This is a genomic window from Corynebacterium sp. CCUG 69979 (assembly GCF_024454095.1).
In the GTDB taxonomy this organism is placed as follows: Bacteria; Actinomycetota; Actinomycetes; order Mycobacteriales; family Mycobacteriaceae; genus Corynebacterium; species Corynebacterium genitalium.
In genome coordinates this window covers 68,420-84,884 of sequence record NZ_JAGPZA010000007.1, presented here as the reverse complement: position 1 = coordinate 84,884, position 16,465 = coordinate 68,420, and the positions used below count along the sequence as shown (strand labels likewise).

Genomic DNA, 16,465 nt, shown 5'->3' with positions numbered 1-16,465 from the left:
AAAGGGTTCTACCTCCCAGCCTAGGCCCGTGGACCGCCACGCACGTGCGGTTTTAGGCCCGGGGATACCGTTCCAGAATGCTGTTGGATTCGTGGGTGGAGGGGGTGGTCCAGGAGCCGTCGATAAGCATTTGCTCTTTGCGCGCCTCCCAGAACGTCGCGTTGCGGATGCCCACTGCCTCCGGATCGAACTGCGGGTCGAGGCCAGCCTTCTTCTGGCGGCGGTAATCCCAAAGGCACTTCAGTGCGGGAACTTGCAGCACGAGGATAGCAACGATGTTCAGCCACGCCGTCACGCCGACGCCAATGTCGCCGAGCGCCCACGCAGTGCCCGGAGTCGTGGTTGCACCGACCCACACAGACACGAGAATCAGACCGCGCAGGAACCAAATGACCACGCTGCGGGCGGTGTCGTTCTCGATCCACCGGTTGAGGTAGCTGAAGTTGACCTCTGCCATGTAGTAGTAAGCGACGATCGTGGTGAAGGCGAAGAAGAGAATGGCCAACGCCACGAAGCTCGCGCCGAAGCCCGGGATCAATGTGTCAAGACCCGACTGGACATAGCCGGGGCCGACAGCGATCGTCTCGGAGATCGCACCGGAGTAGCGGACCGGGCCTTCTTCGTCGCCTTCGAAGACGCGGTACATATCGGTGGAGATGATGATGAATGCGGTCGCAGAGCAGACGAGCAGCGTATCGACGTACACGGCGAACGACTGCACGAACCCCTGCTTCGCCGGGTGGGACACCTCGGCAGCAGCGGCCGACTGCGGGCCGGTGCCCTGGCCGGCCTCGTTGGAGTAGATACCGCGCTTGACACCCCACAGGATGGCGGCGCCGAGCATACCGGAGAACAGTGCCTCGCGATCGAACGCGGAACGGAAGATCAGGCCGAAGACATCGGGGATCTCCGACGCGTTCACAAACAGGATGATCACGGCGACCAGGATGTACAACACCGCCATGAAGGGCACGACCATGGACGCGAACCAGGCGATGCGCTTGACACCACCGAGGATGATGACAGCGAGCAGCGCGACCATCACCAGCGCAGTCGCCCACGTGGGAACGCTCCATGCATTATCGACGGCTGCGGCCACACCGTTGGCCTGAACACCCGGCAAGAAGTACGAGGTAGCCAGGATCATCATGACCGCGAAGAGGACAGCGTAGACGAGCGCGAACGGACGGGCCTTGGTGTGGGAGTACGCCTTCTCGATGTAATAGGCAGGGCCGCCGCGGTATTCACCCGTGTCACGATCCTTCTCCTTATACACCTGGGCCAGGCAGCATTCGACGAAGGAGGTGGCCGAACCCAGGAAGGCCACCAGCCACATCCAGAACACCGCACCCGGACCACCGAAGGCGATGGCCGTGGCCACACCAGAGATGTTTCCCACGCCGACGCGGCCAGCCAGCGAGACCATCAGCGACTGGAACGAGGAAATTCCCGATTCTGAGTCCTCCCCCGAACGAATTTGTTTGATCATGTCTGGCAAGCAACGCACCTGCAAGAACAACGTCACGGCTGTGAAGTACACGCCAGCACCTAGACAGAGGAATACGAGCGCATTCGACCAGATCAGGCCTTCAAGCGTGCTGATGAGATCTTCCATGGGGGTCCTCCCACGTCGGCGAGTTCTAAATATTGGTCAAACTATAGACCATGGGAAGCGCCCACTATGCGCTCCTGCCCATATTTTCCGCAGTTACCCCCAACCGAGCGCACACGCAGGGCCCGATATTCAAATGACAGGACAATTGAGCTCCACTACCCATCCAGAAAGAACATACGTCACTTCTGTCACATCAGTAACAGATGTGACGCTATCCGGTGGAAACTCGACCTCGCTGCTCCACCGCATCGACCGCGCGATCGCGAAGGGCGATCTCAACCGCGGCACCACTACCGTCTTGATCTCCACCGGCTTCAACGACTACGCACCCCTGAACGTGCTCAACTGTGCCTCCGGAGACTTCCGTGACATCCAGAACGTCTACGTCCGCAACCTGCACACCGCTGCCGGCAAGATTCGCCGCATTGCCCCTAACGCCCGCATTATCATGCCCGGCCTGCTCTCCATCTCTGAGCCCACCGGCCTGCAGCGCATCTGCTTGCTCAACGTGATTCCGAACATGCCCGGGGGCATTCCGCTTGGCCATCTTCAGGCGATGGAACTGGGTGCTCGCGATGCCCAGATGCGTGCAGCGCGTGAGATCGGCGCCACCTTCATTGACATCAAGAACGAATCCCGCAACAACCATTCCTGCGCGCCGGACAAGAACCGCTGGGTCGCCGGGTTCATCGACACCACCACCGAGAACTACAACATGGCCTACCACCCCTCCCACGCTGGTTCGCGCTACGTGGCTACCCGTGTGAACCAGGTGCTCTAGCGCCCGCGAGGACGCCCTCTGAAACCACGCCGCTCCCCGCTAGCTGACCGGGTTTAGTCTGAAAGACATGGTCTCCCCCACCCCGCAGCCCCTCGCACTTGTCTGGTTCCGCGACGACCTCCGGCTCACGGATAACGCCACCCTCACGTGGGCAGCGCAGCACGGCCATGTGGTCGGGCTGTTCATTTTCGAGGAGATCGATGCCGCTCGCCCACTGGGTGCCGCAGCGGCGTGGTGGCAGCGTGAAAGCGTCCGCAAACTACACGCTGATCTGGCGCAACGCGGTGTACACCTGATCATCGAGCACGGTGATCCCCGTGAGATCGTCCCGAGGATCGCCGCAGAGCTGGGTGCCACGGCGGTGACGTGGAACCGCCGCTACCACCTCCCCTTCCGCGATGTCGATGCTGAACTCAAGCGCACATTGGCGGGAACGTGCGAGGTCACCTCTCACCCCGGCTACCTGCTGAACGAGCCGTGGACTGTGCAGACAGGTAGTGGCACGCCGTTTAGGGTGTTCACGCCGTATGGCAAGGCGTCGCAAAGCATGCTTATCGACGCTCCACCCACCCCCCTCCCCATCCCCGACCTCCACGGAACCGGCGTGACGAGTGCACCACCGACCTTCGAGGAGCCGTTCTGGGCGGTGGAGACCCTCGCCAAGCACTGCCATCCCGGTGAGACGCAAGCGCAACGGAGGTTCCGTGACTTCCTCGACGGATTGGCGGATACGAGCTACAAGGACAGCAACGACATCCCCTCGGTTGATGCGACGTCGGGCCTGTCAGCGCACCTGCGCTTCGGGGAGATCAGTCCCGCCCAGACCTGGGCGGAGACGGCCGCTTTCGCAGACGCCAATCACACCGTCGCCGCAGATGCCTGGGCGTTCTTGCGCCAGCTGCTGTGGCGAGATTTCGCGTGGCACCGGCTCTACTACATTCCCAACTTGGCCACGCACAATGTCCGCGAGCAGTTCAACGCGTTTCCCTGGGCGTGGACGGACCAGGCCACCCCTGGCTCCACAACGCGAGCCTTTGCCCACCCCAAGATGGTGCCGAACGATCCGGACGAAGCCCAGCACCTCGATGAGCTCGCCCTGTGGCAGAAAGGTGAAACAGGAATCCCAATGGTCGATGCCGGGATGCGCGAGTTGTGGGCCACCGGAACGATGCACAACCGGGTGCGGATGGTCGTCGGCAGCTGGCTGACAAAGAACCTCGGAATCCACTGGCGTCACGGCGAAGAGTGGTTCTGGGACACGCTTGTCGACGCCGACTACGCTTCCAACCCCTTCAACTGGCAATGGGTCGCCGGCTGCGGCGACGATGCCGCACCCTATTTCCGCATCTTCAACCCCCTTCTCCAGGAGGAGAAGTTCGACCCTCAGGGGCTCTACATCAACCAGTGGGTGCCGGAGCGACACACCCCGATGTACCCGGAGCCGATGGTCGACGTCAAGAACTGACTAACGGGCGGCGGTAATCCAGTTCACGGCCTCACCGTAAGAGACCTCGCCGTACTGGCCGTGGTTGTAAACGCTCAACAACAGCGGCAACGTCGTGGGAGAGCGCATTGCGACGATCGCCGCCAACTCAGTGATCGGCATCTGCCCCCTCAAAGTGGCCACGCGCAGCATGGGGTCGACGTGGCGGCGCCACTCGTCGGGAAGCGAGCAGATCGGGTCATCGGGGCGGCAGATATCCAGCACGCGCGGGCCCAGCTCACCGTAACCACCCTCCAGTGTCTCCAACGCGCCCTTATCGGCGGCCGTGGCACCAGCGCGGAAGTGGCCACCGTTGTCAGCCAGGTGGGGGTTGGAGATCAGCGCAGCTGAGCGAAACTTCTCCTTCTGGATCGGCCCGCGGTCGTGGGCGATGTCGTTGATCAACTGCGCACCGATGCCAGCGCCTTCAGAGAAGCCGGTAATGCTAAAGGTCGCATCCGGGCACATGCGGGACAATCGACGCATCGTCGCAGAAGCATCGTTATATCCGGCACGCGCGGAATCCGTGTACGTCATCAGCGTGAACGGCACGGCCGGGTAGGTGATCCACACCGGCTGCGTCGTCCCACCGGTGCGCTGGTGCACGCGCTGCGCCACCGGAGTCACCTTCGGGCCGACAGGAGCCTTCTCCGGGAGGAACGAAGCAGTGTTGGCACCACCGGGAATAGTAATGAGGAACTCGCGCGAGCACGTGTTCACATTCGGCGACTCCAGCACCGAGCTCATATCCTGAGCACTCGCCTGCGCAGCACCGCCCGCTACAAACCCGAGCGCGACAGCGACCGCCGCAATCTTCTTCAGCAACATTCTCTTATTCCTCGCGCCCCGTGAGGCATCGGTTTCCGCGTAAAGACCAACTAAGAATAAAGCACATACAAGGAAACCCCAACAGGAAACGGCCAGTTTGCTCTCAGCGCAGTTTCGTCGGGGGCACCCGCGGGGTACACTGCCCGCATGCGCAAATCCATCGTTACTAAAGCCGTCTCCGTCGCCACCGCGGCTGCCCTGACCCTGGGAGCTTTCCCCGCCGTGGCAGATGCACAGGACAAGATCGGAAAAATCTCCGAGGAAATCACCACTGGCATCGAACGCGGCATAGATCCCGAGAAGTCGGTTCTGCAGGAAAACTCCAGCACCAAGGACTTCTTCAAAAATGGCCTCGAGCCCTTTGGGGATATGTCCTCTATGGACACTGCGACGAGCTCCGAGGGCTTGACCCGCGCCATCCTCAACTACGTCATCATCGCAGCGGGCATCACCATCATCGGCCAGATCATCCAGCTGGTCATGGCTAACATGCCGCGCTAGACCACACCAATGCTCGTTCCGAGTGGGACTGAGCCAAGACCGAGGCATACAATTTCTTCACTCGAAGGCATTGTATGCTTCTTCTATGTTCAAACCTTTCAAGGTGGCAGCCTGCGCGGCCAGCATTGCGTCGATAAGCATGCTCGCTGGTTGCGTCACCAACGTCGAGGGCGGACACCCTGACGGTTGGGAGCAGATCACGCCGGATGAGGTTCCCGAGATCGCCGCGATGGTGCCTGAAGATATACAGGCATCCGGCACCCTGACAATCGGTACCAATCCCCCGTTCGCTCCTTTTGAGTTCAAGAACTCGCAAGGCCGGATGATTGGTCTGGAGATGGATCTCGGCCACGCCCTCGCCAGCGTTATGGGTCTGGAGTTCCAGGCTCAGGAGCAGGATTTCTCCATGATCTTGCCCGCCGTTCAGGCCGGAACGCTCGACGCGGGAATGTCTGGCTTCACTGACACGGAGGAACGGCGCGAGAACTTCGAGTTCGTCAACTTCCTGTACGCCGGCATCCAGTGGGCGACTCAGCCCGGCAGCGGGGTCGACCCGGAGAACCCCTGCGGGCTCACCGTTGCCGTGCAGCGCACGACGGTGTCAGAGACGGACGACATCCGCCCGAAAGCCGAGAAGTGCGAAGAGGAAGGCAACCCGATCACGATCCTGTCCTACGACACGTCGGACAATGCTGCATTGGCTGCGCTCGTCGGGCGCGCTGACGCGCTTAGCGCGGACTCACCTGTGTCGGCCTGGGCCGTGGAACGCTCGGACGGCCAGCTCGAGCTCACCGGCGAGATGTTCGACGCCGCACCCTACGGCATCGCGGTGCCGAAGGATTCGCCGCTGGCGGACGCGCTCGCCGCAGCCATGCAACACCTTATTGATACGGGCGAATACCAGCGCATCTTGGAACAGTGGAATGTGGAAACCGGCCTGTTGGATGAGGCCCTGATCAACGAGCAGCCAGTGGGAGGACACTAATGGCTCAACGCAACGAACGCCCGCAACGCATCGAGGCTAAACCGCTGCGCCACCCGGGACGATGGGTCGCCGCGGTGATCCTGTTGATGCTTTTCGCGCTCTTCATCTTCGACGCCGCGCGCCGCGAGGCCTACGGCTGGGGCACTTACTTCGCGTACCTTTTTGACACCCGCATCCTCAGCGCCGCCGGCCACACCCTGGCGCTGACGGTGCTGGCCATGATCATCGGTGTGGTGCTCGGCGTGATCCTGGCAGTCATGCGCATGTCGCCGAACCCAGTGTTCAAATCCATTGCGTGGCTGTACCTGTGGGTCTTCCGAGGTACCCCGGTATATGTCCAACTGGTGTTCTGGGGACTTCTCGGAGCGATCTACCAGTCTGTCGACCTCGGCTTCACTGAGATCTCCATGGAGGCACTCACGTCCTCCGCTTTCGCCCTCGCGGTGCTTGGCCTGGGCCTCAACGAAGCTGGTTACATGGCCGAAATCGTCCGCTCCGGCATCAACTCGGTTCCGGAAGGGCAGATCGAAGCGTCGAAAGCTTTGGGCATGGGCTGGGGCATGACCATGCGCCGCACGGTGCTACCGCAGGCAATGCGGATCATCATCCCGCCAACTGGCAACGAGTTCATCTCCCTGCTGAAGACCTCCTCGCTGGTGGTGGCTATCCCCTACTCGCTCGAGCTTTACGGCCGCAGCCAAGACATTGCCGCCGCGCTCTTCGAGCCAGTGCCGATGCTGCTTGTCGCCGCCACCTGGTACCTGGTGATCACCTCGATCCTCATGATCGGCCAGTACTACCTGGAGCGCTACTTCGACCGTGGTGTCACCCGCGAACTCACGGCCCGCCAGCTCGCGGCGCTGACCGACGCTGAAGGCAAAACACCCCACAACGTCACCGTCATCGAGGAAAGGTAGGAAGCGCTCATGACTAGCACACCCATGGTTCAGGCCGTCGACGTCTGGAAGTCTTTCGGCTCGCTCGACGTGCTCAAGGGCATCAACCTCGAAGTGCAAAAAGGCGAGGTCACCTGCCTCATCGGCCCGTCGGGGTCCGGTAAGTCGACGTTCCTGCGCTGCGTGAACCACCTCGAGCAGGTCACCGCCGGCCGCCTCTACGTCGATGGGGACCTCATCGGGTACCGCGAAAAAGACGGTGTTCTGTACCAAATCTCGGAAAAGGATGCCTCCCGCCAGCGCCGCGACATCGGCATGGTCTTCCAGTCCTTCAATCTCTTCGGCCACCGCACCGCCCTGGAGAACATCATCGAAGCGCCCATCCACGTCAAGGGCGAGAAGCCGGAGACTGCCAAGAAGAAGGCCATGGAGCTGCTCGAGCAAGTCGGCCTCGCCCACAAAGCAGACGCCTACCCCGTCCAGCTTTCCGGAGGTCAGCAGCAACGCGTCGCCATCGCGCGTGCGGTAGCCATGGACCCCAAGCTCATGCTTTTCGACGAACCCACCTCCGCCCTCGACCCCGAACTCGTCGGCGAAGTCCTCCGCGTGATGCGCGAGCTGGCCGCATCCGGAATGACCATGCTGGTGGTGACCCACGAGATGGCGTTCGCCCGCGAGGTCGCCGATACAGTCGCCTTCATGTCTGACGGCGCCATTGTCGAGTACGGCACTCCCGAGCAAGTTCTCGACAACCCGAAGGAAGCCCGCACGCAGGAGTTCCTCTCGTCGATCTTCTAGGGATCTTCGGGGGCCGCGCCCCAGTGCGGATCCTCGCCGATCGCTGCGTGCGGAAAAGTTGACAAACTCAATTTCCGCCTAGAACCGTTTCCGCAGGTAGAAGCGATATGGGGCGCTAGACCGGCTTCAGGTTTGTCAACTTTTCCGCAAGCGGCCCTTGGACCTAAGTAGTGCCGCTGAACTTCTGGTTCATCGCCTCGAAAACCGGGTCCGGCACAAGCCCCTTCAGGTCGCCGCCGTACTTGGCCACTTCCTTGCAGAGCGACGAGGAGATGTAGCCGTACTTCTCGTCGGTCATGAGGAAGAATGTGTCCACGCCGGAGAGCCGCCGGTTCATCTGCGCCATGGGTAGCTCGTAGTCGTAGTCGAGGGAGGAGCGCAGACCCTTCACCAGCGCGCCGATGTTGTGCGCGGTGGTGTAGTCCACCAGCAGACCGCCCCATGTGTCAACGGTGATATTGGGAATGTGGCTGGTGACTTCGCGAATGAGGTCCATGCGCTCGTCAATGCTGAACAGGCCGGACTGCTTGTTCGGGTTGCCGGTCACCAGGACGGTGACTTCATCGAAGCTACGCGCGGCGCGGGTGAAGATGTCCAGGTGACCGTTGGTCACAGGGTCGAAGGATCCTGGGCATACTGCCTTCGTCATTGTTCTTCCTCGTTCTTGTCGGCACTGTCGTAGACAGCCATGTCCATACGAGCGATACCATACAGGCGCTTCTTCAACTTTTGACCGGTAGGTGTGTAGCCCTCCGGCCATGCGGTTTCTGCGCTGTCGCGGTGGCGTTCGATGACGACAGCTGCGCCGTCGATAAGCGCGGGCTTGAGCGCTTCGAGCATGGCGGCGACATCCTCGTCGGGCAGGTCGTAGGGCGGGTCGGCGAGCACCATGTCGAAGTACGCGCGCGGGGCACGCGGCACATAGGCGGAGGCCTTGACGGGCTCAATGTGCACGTTCGGATGGCCGACGGCCTGGGCGTTGTGCTTGATTATCTCAACGGCTTTCGGGTCGGACTCGACAAGCACGACCTCGTCGGCGCCACGCGATGCGGCCTCGAGCCCCAGCGCGCCCGAGCCGGAAAACAGGTCGAGCACACGCTTGCCGACGAAGCCGAACCGCACCTGCAGCGACGAGAACAACCCCTCTTTCGCTCTGTCTGAGGTGGGGCGGGTGCCTTCCGGCGGCACCTTGATCTTGCGTCCGCGGGCTTCGCCCGAAATGATTCGGCTCATGCGACCACTTTAACTTTTATCCAAGTACTCGAATTCTTCGAGGATCATCTCTTCGGTGACGGAGCGGGCCAGCTCAATGTCGCGGGCGACAATCTCGGCGGCGTCGTCGTAGGCGCGCTGGATGATCTCATAGTCCTCGACCAGGTTGAGCAGCTTGAGCTGTCGCTCCTTGCCGGACTGGGATGTGCCCAGCACGTCGCCCTCTTGGCGGATCTCCAGGTCGAGCTCGGCGAGTTCGAACCCGTCGGAAACCTCGGCAATGCGCGAAACGCGCTCCAATTGGGGTGTATCGGGTTCGGCGAAGGTATGGAACAAGCACAGCGACTGGTGCCCACCACGACCCACACGGCCGCGCAGCTGGTGGAGCTGGGAGACGCCGAAGTGCTCGGATTCGCGCACCATCATCACCGTTGCATTCGGTACATCGACACCGACCTCGATGACCGTCGTGGAGATGAGCACATCGATCTCTCCGGCGCTGAACTCGGACATGGTCCGGTCCTTGTCCTCGCCTTTCATGCGCCCGTGCAGAATCTCGATTCGCAGGCCCTGCAACTCCACGGCTTGCAGGCGTTCCGCCATCTCGAGCACCCCGCCGGGCCCCTCAATGCGCGGGCACACAATATAGGCCTGGTGGCCGGCGGCGACCTCCTCGCGAATCTTCACCCAGGCACGCGCGACCCACGTCTCCTTGAACTCCGGCACGATCGCCGACTGGATGGGTTTGCGGCCACCGGGAAGCTCTCGCAGAGTGGACACTTCCAAGTCGCCGAAGACGGTGATGGCGATGGTGCGCGGAATCGGTGTCGCCGTCATTACCAGCAAGTGCGGGGTGATATCCCCTGCCTTGTCGCGCAGCATGTCGCGCTGCTCCACACCGAAGCGGTGCTGCTCGTCCACAACGACGAAACCGAGGTTGAAGAACTCCACGCTCTGCTGAATGATCGCGTGCGTGCCCACGACGATGTCGGCCTCCCCCGTCATGATCGCCAGCAGCGCCTCCTGTTTCTGCACAGTCGGCATCGACCCCGTCAGCGCCACCACGCGGGCATGGACACCGGTGCGCATCAAGGTTTTACGCAGGGACTTTTCGTGCTGCAGGGTGAGCACTTCCGTCGGGGCAAGCAGCGCACACTGCATGCCGTTGTCCACCGCTTGGAGCATCGCAGCCAACGCCACGATCGTTTTTCCGGAACCGACCTCGCCCTGCAGCAGGCGGGTCATCGGGATCGTGCGCTGTAGGTCTGAGGTGATCTCGTCGAGCACACCGAGCTGCCCGTCGGTCAGCGAGAACGGCAAAGCGCTCAAGAGTTGCGCTTGGTTGCGCTTATCGACGCGCGGAAGCGCCGGCGCCGTCCGATGCGCCGTATCCTCGCGGCGCACCGCCATGATGAGAGCCACCCGCAGCGCCTCGTTGTATTTCAGGCGGTTCCGGGCGGCGTCGGGGCCGTGGGGCCCGGGCAAGTGGATCTGCCACAGAGCGTCCTGAAGAGAAATGAAGCCCTCGGGAGTGAAGCCGAGCGGCTCTTCCACCTCCCCGATGTGTTCGAGGACGGTGGCGACCGCACCCATAATGGTCCATGTGGAGACGTTCTTCTTTGCCGCGTAGACCGGCAACCACTCACGGCCAGCCAACATCTCATTGGGGTCCCCGAAGGCGGCAAGCTGCTTCATCGACCCGGAGCTGTGCGTAGCACCGCTTGACTTCTCGCCTGAGAAACTGGACTGGTTGAGCAGAATGAAGTCCGGGTGCTGCAGCTGCGGCATGCCGTTGAAGTAGGACAGCTTCCCGGTGAACATGCCGCGGGTGCCTTCCGCGAGCACCCGCGGAGCGTAGCGGGCGTTGAAGAACGACATGTCAATCGTGTTGCGCCCGTCGGTCACCTGCGCCTTGAAGATTGTGCGCTTGCCGTGAATCATGCGCGTGGACTGGATCACGCCGATGAAAGAGATCGTGTCACCTGGCAGCGCCCCTTCGAGCGCGTCGCCGTAACCGTAGTGAAGGTACTTGCGCGGGTAGTGCTCCAACAGCCCTTCTGCTGTCTCGATCCCGAAGTTGGTCGCGATGGCTCGCGCGGGGCGGGTGGGAATGACCAGGTTGAGCGGCGTGGAGTACGTCAGGCCGAGCACGGTGCTACTCCACTCCGATGTGGCCGAGCGTTCCGAGGCCATCTGCCGGGTAGACCAGTACCTCCGCCCCGAGTTTCTCTTCGAGGGCGTCGCTGTCTACCACGGTGGCGTCGTCCGGGGCGAGAAGGAGGGTGATCAGCTCACCGCCGTCGGCAAGCAAAGCGGTGCACGCCTGCTCAATCGCCGAAGCGAGGTCGTCTGCCCGGGCAATAGCTCCGTCCGCACCGAGGACGTCAATCCCGTCATCTGTGGCCTGGATATCGGCCACATCCATCTCCTGCGCGGCTTCCTGCATCAAAGCAGCCGCCTGGTCGAGCGGTAGGCGCGGATCATGAACGGCAAGAGCAGCGATACCGTTGACCAGGCGGACTGTCGGGAGCAAAACGATCTCCATGTCATCCGTCTCGGCAACCGCTTCGACTGCGTCGAGCGTTTCGGAGTCGAGCTGGCCATTGGGCAGCACAAGGACCTCGTGCGCGCCCGAGGCGACAATCTCGCGGCGGAGATCCTCAACCACACCTGGCCCGGGCACGACAGCGACCGCACCGGCTTGGGTGTACAGATCCATCAACGAACCGGCAGGAGTCACCGCAACGATGAGGCGGCCGGCACGGCGCGCTTCATGCAACGGGGACGCATCCGGCAACACCTCAAGCCGCAACTCGGTCACCTCCCCCATAGCGAAGGCCTTCTCGATGACCGGCCCCGCTTCCGGGGTATGAATGTGCACCTTGCCCTGCGTGTCCGTCACACGGGCCACGACAAGGCTGCGCCCCATCCCGGAGAGCACCGACTCAAGATCATCGAGGGGACCAGAGAACATGAACAGAACTTCGAGCCAACCGGGGGCGCTGTGGCCGTCCCCGTGTTCATGGTCCGAACCAGCTGCAGAACCTACGGGACGGTCACCGCCGCTTTCGCCGCTGACGCTGTCGTGCAGCACCTGAAGCAACAGCACCAGCCCAGTACCGCCTGCATCCACAACCCCCGCTTCGCGGAGTTCAGCGAGCTGTGACGGAGTGCGTTCGAGCGCTTCTTCGGCGGCACCAAGGGCTGCTGCAGTGACGTCAGCAAGCTCACCGGTCTCCGCGGCCGCTCGTGCCGCATTAGCTGCTTCGCGCAAGACGGTGATGATCGTGCCCTCGACGGGCGAATTGATAGCCCGCTCCACGAACGTGACAGCGTTGGTCAGCGCGTCTGCGACGCTTCTGCCGTCCAACTCCCCATCGAGTGCCGCCTGCGCGACACCCCGCAATACCTGCGACAGGACGATCCCCGAATTACCGCGGGCACCCTTAATGCTGCCGAACGCCAGCGCCTCAGCGACCGCGTCCGCGCCGGCGGACGGATCCACATTCTCGGCTTCGCGCACGGCTGCGGCCATTGTGTACGCCATGTTGGAGCCAGTGTCTGAATCCGGCACGGGGAAGACATTCAGGCTGTTGATGTCCTCGCGGTGCTCCTCCAACGCTTCAGCGCCGCTACGTGCCCACACCAGAAGGCGGGCACCGTCAAGCACAGAAACGCCGGAGAGGGTGGTCATGGGCACTTACTCTACAGTGCCCAGTCAACACCGTCGGCCCCTTGGGCCTGCAGCGCCTCATTGGCCCGCGAGAACGGCCGGGAGCCGAAGAATCCGTTGCGCGCGGAAAACGGTGAGGGGTGCGTCGACTCGATGCATGGAGTGTCGCCCAAGAACTCTTTGGCGGTGCGGGCGTCGCGTCCCCACAGGATGGCCACGAGCGGTGTGTCACGCTCGGCGAGGGCGCGCATCGCTTGCTCTGTGACTTCTTCCCAGCCCTTGCCGCGGTGCGAGCCAGATTTTCCGGGCGCCACTGTGAGCACCCTGTTGAGCAGCAAGATTCCCTGGCTCGCCCAGTTGGACAGGTCGCCGTCCTTCCGGGGCGGGATGCCCAGGTCGCTTTCCAGCTCGGTGTAGATATTCACCAGGGAGCGGGGTGGGCGGACACCTGGTTGCGTCGAAAAGCTCAGGCCCATGGGGTGCCCTGGTGTCGGGTACGGGTCTTGGCCAACGATGAGCACGCGCACGTCATCAAAGGGGTCCTGAAACGCGCGCAGGACATCGTTGCCGGCCGGCAGGTACGGCTGGTTCGCGCGCAGGAAGTCACCCATCTCATGAATGCGCTTTTCGACGGGCTTCAGTGGTTCCTCCCAGCTCTCATGCACAGGCAAACTCATGCGAAACTCTCCCATCCTCCGGAATAATTGGGTGCAGCACCATCGACGGTGACGCACGCTGCATCGTTGGTGCGGCACACCTTGCCGATGCTGCGGAACCCGACAGGCGCATCCCCATGCAGGGTGCCAAGCAAAGTGTGGTCTTCCCCGCCCTCGTACACCCACTTCCACGGGTCAGCACCAAGAAGCTCAGCGGCATGAAGCAGCAAGTCGTCGGGGGCGATCGTGTGGGGATCCAGATCGAACCGCACACTGGAGTTCTCAGCGATCGCAGTGAGATCGTGCAGTAGACCGTCGGAGTTGTCGGTCATCGCGCTTGCTCCGGCGGACCGCGCGACCACGCCAGCGCTCGGCGAGAGAACGGGAGCCTGGTAGGCCAGCACGAGCGGTTCCAACTTCTCGGGGATCTCCATGCCCGATTCCAGCAGGTCCAAGCCAGCCGCGGAGTAACCGATCGCACCGTGGGCAACAAGGTTCTGGCCCGGGCGCGCACCGGATAGGGTCAGCGGCGGCCGGTTGCCGCCGAGGGATCCGATAGCGGTGACCGAGAGAACAAGGCTCTCCCCCGCTGTGACGTCGCCGCCGACGAGCTCGGCGGCGTACTTGTCGATCTCGTGGGCGATCCCACGGGCGATCTCCCCGACCACGGACGCCGCCATTGCCGGCGGAGCAGACAGGGAGAGCAACACAGCGATCGGGCGCGCACCCATTGCTTCAATATCGGCGAAGTTCTGCACGACTGCCTTGCGGCCCAGATGCCACGGGGTGGTCACATCTGCCCGGAAATGCCGCCCTTCCACGAGCATGTCCGTGGTGGCCACCACGCGCGAGTTCGGCGACGCAGGCAGCAAAACGGCCGCATCGTCCCCGTTGACCGGTGATGGGCTGGCATCGATGATCGACTGGATTACCGCGTGTTCCCCGACCTCACCGAGCGTGGGGCCACTGGTGGGAAAACCGGTGTGAATCATAGGTGCGTGGGGCCTTTCTCGGTTCTGGGCCTTATAGACTGGGCCGTTATGACGAGCTCAGCCGAACAGACTACCGCCGCGCCGCCGATGAACAAGACACTGATCTACGTCAGTCTGGGCTTGGCGCTAGCGCTTGTCGTCGGCGTGCTCGTCGGGTCCAAATTGGTTATGCAGAAGCTTAACAACCAGCCGGTCTCGCTGTCGGAGTTGCCGTCTCCTATGGCGGATTCCCCAGAATGCGCCCAGTTGGTCGAGTCTCTGCCCGACGAGCTTGCCGGTCACCGCCGCGCCGAGCTGCTCGACCCGGCTCCTGCCGGTGCTGCCGTGTGGCAGTCTGCGTCCGACGAACGCGTCACGCTGCGCTGCGGTGTCGAAGCCCCTCTCCAGTACACCGAGCTCACCCCCACGTTTGAAGCGGCCGGAGCACGGTGGATAGAAATCAGCGACCCTACGGCGGGGGCGGACTTGTCCACATGGTTCACTGTCGACCGCTCGCCGGTCGTGGCGGTGACGGCGGACCATCAGGCTGTGCGGGAGGGTGAGAGTCCCGTCGATAAGCTCGACCTGTCTGCTCTACCGGAAGAGGCGAGCGAACCTGCACCCGCGCCGCTGGCCGCGCTTGAACCCGCAGAGGGCGCTGTAGCCGAGTGCGAGACGCTCATGGGAGGACTCCCCGACGAGCTCGTCCCGGGCTACGCACGGTTGGATCTGAGCAACGTCGCTTCGCTTGACGACGCATCTGCAGCCGCATGGGGCGGGGATAGCGTGGAACCCATTGTCATCCGCTGCGGTGTCGCGGCACCGGCGAGCTATGAACCTGGAGCCCAGCTGACCCAGATCAACGACACCCCGTGGTTCCAGGAGGAGAAGCCTGACGGAACTGCGACGCTGCTCTACGCGCTGGGCCGGCGCACCGATATCGCAGTGTCGCTGCCCATGGGTGTCGGCGAAGAAGCGCTGACGAAGCTGACCAACCTTATTGAGGAGAACGTTCCAGCGCAGTAGCAATGAGTGTTTCGAGCAGCTCCCCGTAGCTCATGCCCGCAGCTTGGAAGACCTGCGGGAACATCGAGATCGAGGTGAAGCCGGGCATGGTGTTGACTTCGTTGAGCATCGGGCCCTCCGATGTGACAAAGAAGTCCACGCGCGCCAAACCACGGCAGTCCAGAGCGCGGAAGGTGCGGATGGCCAGTTCTTCGAGCTTGGCGTTCATCACGTCGTCGTAGCCCGCCGGGATCGTCGCGGTGACAACGTCGTCGAGGTACTTGGTCTCAAACCCGTAGAAGCCCTCCTCCGATTCGGAGGTCCCGTTGAGCTTTGCGGGAGGCGAGGCGATCAGATCGCCGTTGGGGCGCTCGATCACGCCGACTTCCACCTCGTCGCCAACCAGCTCCGCCTCAATGATGACCTTGGAGTCATACAGGCGGGCAAAACGCACGGCGTCATCGAGCTGATCCCAGCTGTCGACCTTGTTGATGCCGATGGAGGATCCACCGCGGGCCGGCTTCACAAACACGGGAAGGCCGAGGTAGTCGCGGTCGTTGTCGTCGAGGTGCTCGTCGTCGACAAGCACGACCTCGCGGGTGACGGGAACGTCGGCCGAACGCGCGACAATCTTCGTGAACTGCTTGTCCATCGAGCAGGCGGACGACAGCACACCCGGGCCGACATACGGCACGCCAGCAAGGTCGAGCAGACCCTGAATCGTGCCATCTTCGCCGTAGGTGCCGTGCAGAACCGGGAAGACAGCGTCGATGGTGGCCAGGACCTCGCCCGTGCGAGCATCGTAGAACTCACCGCGGCGGGAAGGATTGACCGACAGCGCGACCTCGCGCTCGCCCGTGACCGACGGCAGCTGAGAATCCCCGACCGGGTCCGTCGTGCCTTCCACCCACACGCCATCTTGAGTGATGCCTACCGGGAAAATTTTGTACTTGTCCTCGGGCAACACCGCCATGATGGCGCCAGCAGAAATGCAAGAAATGGAGTGCTCGGAGGACATTCCACCGTAAATGACGGCAAGTGTGATCATGCAGACCACACTA

General features: G+C 62.6%; 16 protein-coding genes. 7 read left to right on the top strand and 9 right to left on the bottom strand.

Features of this window, described 5'->3' with window-relative positions:
• Positions 1–52 precede the first annotated feature (52 nt).
• Positions 53–1,615, bottom strand: coding sequence for a sodium:alanine symporter family protein (locus KBX18_RS05930; RefSeq protein WP_255995206.1), 1,563 nt, complete (start codon positions 1,613–1,615; stop codon positions 53–55).
• A gap of 205 nt (positions 1,616–1,820) precedes the next feature.
• On the opposite strand from KBX18_RS05930, the gene KBX18_RS05925 reads away from it, so the two are divergent.
• Together KBX18_RS05925 and KBX18_RS05920 are read left to right on the top strand one after the other, a co-directional pair.
• The gene (locus tag KBX18_RS05925) at positions 1,821–2,396 is read left to right on the top strand and encodes a GDSL-type esterase/lipase family protein (protein ID WP_255995205.1); all 576 of its coding nucleotides are present in this window, start codon (positions 1,821–1,823) and stop codon (positions 2,394–2,396) included.
• Between the two features lie 67 nt (positions 2,397–2,463).
• Positions 2,464–3,861 carry a deoxyribodipyrimidine photo-lyase gene (locus KBX18_RS05920; protein ID WP_255995204.1) on the top strand — a complete coding sequence of 466 codons (1,398 nt, stop codon included), beginning with the start codon at positions 2,464–2,466 and terminating at the stop codon, positions 3,859–3,861.
• On the opposite strand, the gene KBX18_RS05915 is transcribed toward KBX18_RS05920, so the two are convergent.
• The gene (locus KBX18_RS05915; RefSeq protein ID WP_005290353.1) at positions 3,862–4,707 is read right to left on the bottom strand and encodes a cutinase family protein; all 846 of its coding nucleotides are present in this window, start codon (positions 4,705–4,707) and stop codon (positions 3,862–3,864) included.
• A 147-nt stretch (positions 4,708–4,854) separates the two neighbouring features.
• Between KBX18_RS05915 and KBX18_RS05910 the strand changes: the two genes are divergently transcribed.
• The 4 genes from KBX18_RS05910 (at position 4,855) to KBX18_RS05895 (ending at position 7,887) form a co-directional block, all read left to right on the top strand.
• Positions 4,855–5,208, top strand: coding sequence for a hypothetical protein (locus KBX18_RS05910; RefSeq protein WP_005290356.1), 354 nt, complete (start codon positions 4,855–4,857; stop codon positions 5,206–5,208).
• 85 nt (positions 5,209–5,293) lie between these two features.
• Complete coding sequence (locus KBX18_RS05905; RefSeq protein WP_255995203.1) at positions 5,294–6,193, top strand: ABC transporter substrate-binding protein; 900 nt, start codon at positions 5,294–5,296, stop codon at positions 6,191–6,193.
• Complete coding sequence (locus KBX18_RS05900) at positions 6,193–7,110, top strand: amino acid ABC transporter permease (protein ID WP_255995202.1); 918 nt, start codon at positions 6,193–6,195, stop codon at positions 7,108–7,110. Before KBX18_RS05905 ends, KBX18_RS05900 begins: the two co-directional genes overlap by 1 nt.
• A gap of 9 nt (positions 7,111–7,119) precedes the next feature.
• On the top strand, positions 7,120–7,887 hold the full coding sequence (locus KBX18_RS05895) for an amino acid ABC transporter ATP-binding protein (protein WP_305082973.1): 768 nt from the start codon (positions 7,120–7,122) through the stop codon (positions 7,885–7,887).
• Between the two features lie 163 nt (positions 7,888–8,050).
• On the opposite strand, the gene coaD is transcribed toward KBX18_RS05895, so the two are convergent.
• The 6 genes from coaD to KBX18_RS05865 are packed head-to-tail and all read right to left on the bottom strand — an operon-like array spanning position 8,051 to position 14,420.
• Complete coding sequence (coaD, locus tag KBX18_RS05890; protein ID WP_005290363.1) at positions 8,051–8,536, bottom strand: pantetheine-phosphate adenylyltransferase; 486 nt, start codon at positions 8,534–8,536, stop codon at positions 8,051–8,053.
• The gene (locus KBX18_RS05885; RefSeq protein WP_255995201.1) at positions 8,533–9,120 is read right to left on the bottom strand and encodes an RsmD family RNA methyltransferase; all 588 of its coding nucleotides are present in this window, start codon (positions 9,118–9,120) and stop codon (positions 8,533–8,535) included. Before KBX18_RS05885 ends, coaD begins: the two co-directional genes overlap by 4 nt.
• A 9-nt stretch (positions 9,121–9,129) precedes the next feature.
• Positions 9,130–11,250 carry an ATP-dependent DNA helicase RecG gene (locus KBX18_RS05880; RefSeq protein ID WP_370686992.1) on the bottom strand — a complete coding sequence of 707 codons (2,121 nt, stop codon included), beginning with the start codon at positions 11,248–11,250 and terminating at the stop codon, positions 9,130–9,132.
• A 4-nt stretch (positions 11,251–11,254) separates the two neighbouring features.
• The gene (locus tag KBX18_RS05875) at positions 11,255–12,793 is read right to left on the bottom strand and encodes a DAK2 domain-containing protein (RefSeq protein ID WP_255995198.1); all 1,539 of its coding nucleotides are present in this window, start codon (positions 12,791–12,793) and stop codon (positions 11,255–11,257) included.
• A gap of 11 nt (positions 12,794–12,804) precedes the next feature.
• Positions 12,805–13,449: a uracil-DNA glycosylase gene (locus KBX18_RS05870; RefSeq protein ID WP_255995196.1), complete on the bottom strand. Its 645-nt coding sequence runs from the start codon at positions 13,447–13,449 to the stop codon at positions 12,805–12,807.
• Positions 13,446–14,420 (bottom strand): thiamine-phosphate kinase, encoded by a 975-nt coding sequence (locus KBX18_RS05865; RefSeq protein WP_255995195.1) that lies wholly within the window; start codon positions 14,418–14,420, stop codon positions 13,446–13,448. Before KBX18_RS05865 ends, KBX18_RS05870 begins: the two co-directional genes overlap by 4 nt.
• A 48-nt stretch (positions 14,421–14,468) precedes the next feature.
• Here KBX18_RS05865 and KBX18_RS05860 point away from each other — a divergent pair, with 48 nt between their 5' ends.
• A complete protein-coding gene (locus KBX18_RS05860) occupies positions 14,469–15,425 on the top strand; it encodes a DUF3515 domain-containing protein (protein WP_255995194.1) in 957 nt (318 codons plus the stop codon).
• Here KBX18_RS05860 and KBX18_RS05855 read toward each other — a convergent pair.
• A complete protein-coding gene (locus KBX18_RS05855; RefSeq protein WP_255995193.1) occupies positions 15,397–16,452 on the bottom strand; it encodes a D-alanine--D-alanine ligase family protein in 1,056 nt (351 codons plus the stop codon). The two genes, KBX18_RS05860 and KBX18_RS05855, sit on opposite strands and share 29 nt — an antisense overlap.
• Positions 16,453–16,465: the final 13 nt, after the last annotated feature.

Excerpts from the sequence above, each read along its gene's own strand:
- KBX18_RS05885 (WP_255995201.1), bottom strand. The coding sequence starts at position 9,120 with ATGAGCCGAATCATTTCGGGCGAAGCCCGCGGACGCAAGATCAAGGTG.
- KBX18_RS05875 (WP_255995198.1), bottom strand. The coding sequence starts at position 12,793 with ATGACCACCCTCTCCGGCGTTTCTGTGCTTGACGGTGCCCGCCTTCTG.
- KBX18_RS05900 (WP_255995202.1), top strand. The coding sequence starts at position 6,193 with ATGGCTCAACGCAACGAACGCCCGCAACGCATCGAGGCTAAACCGCTG.
- KBX18_RS05915 (WP_005290353.1), bottom strand. The coding sequence starts at position 4,707 with ATGTTGCTGAAGAAGATTGCGGCGGTCGCTGTCGCGCTCGGGTTTGTA.
- KBX18_RS05865 (WP_255995195.1), bottom strand. The coding sequence starts at position 14,420 with ATGATTCACACCGGTTTTCCCACCAGTGGCCCCACGCTCGGTGAGGTC.
- KBX18_RS05855 (WP_255995193.1), bottom strand. The coding sequence starts at position 16,452 with ATGATCACACTTGCCGTCATTTACGGTGGAATGTCCTCCGAGCACTCC.
- KBX18_RS05930 (WP_255995206.1), bottom strand. The coding sequence starts at position 1,615 with ATGGAAGATCTCATCAGCACGCTTGAAGGCCTGATCTGGTCGAATGCG.
- coaD (WP_005290363.1), bottom strand. The coding sequence starts at position 8,536 with ATGACGAAGGCAGTATGCCCAGGATCCTTCGACCCTGTGACCAACGGT.
- KBX18_RS05910 (WP_005290356.1), top strand. The coding sequence starts at position 4,855 with ATGCGCAAATCCATCGTTACTAAAGCCGTCTCCGTCGCCACCGCGGCT.
- KBX18_RS05905 (WP_255995203.1), top strand. The coding sequence starts at position 5,294 with ATGTTCAAACCTTTCAAGGTGGCAGCCTGCGCGGCCAGCATTGCGTCG.
- KBX18_RS05860 (WP_255995194.1), top strand. The coding sequence starts at position 14,469 with ATGACGAGCTCAGCCGAACAGACTACCGCCGCGCCGCCGATGAACAAG.
- KBX18_RS05920 (WP_255995204.1), top strand. The coding sequence starts at position 2,464 with ATGGTCTCCCCCACCCCGCAGCCCCTCGCACTTGTCTGGTTCCGCGAC.
- KBX18_RS05870 (WP_255995196.1), bottom strand. The coding sequence starts at position 13,449 with ATGAGTTTGCCTGTGCATGAGAGCTGGGAGGAACCACTGAAGCCCGTC.
- KBX18_RS05895 (WP_305082973.1), top strand. The coding sequence starts at position 7,120 with ATGACTAGCACACCCATGGTTCAGGCCGTCGACGTCTGGAAGTCTTTC.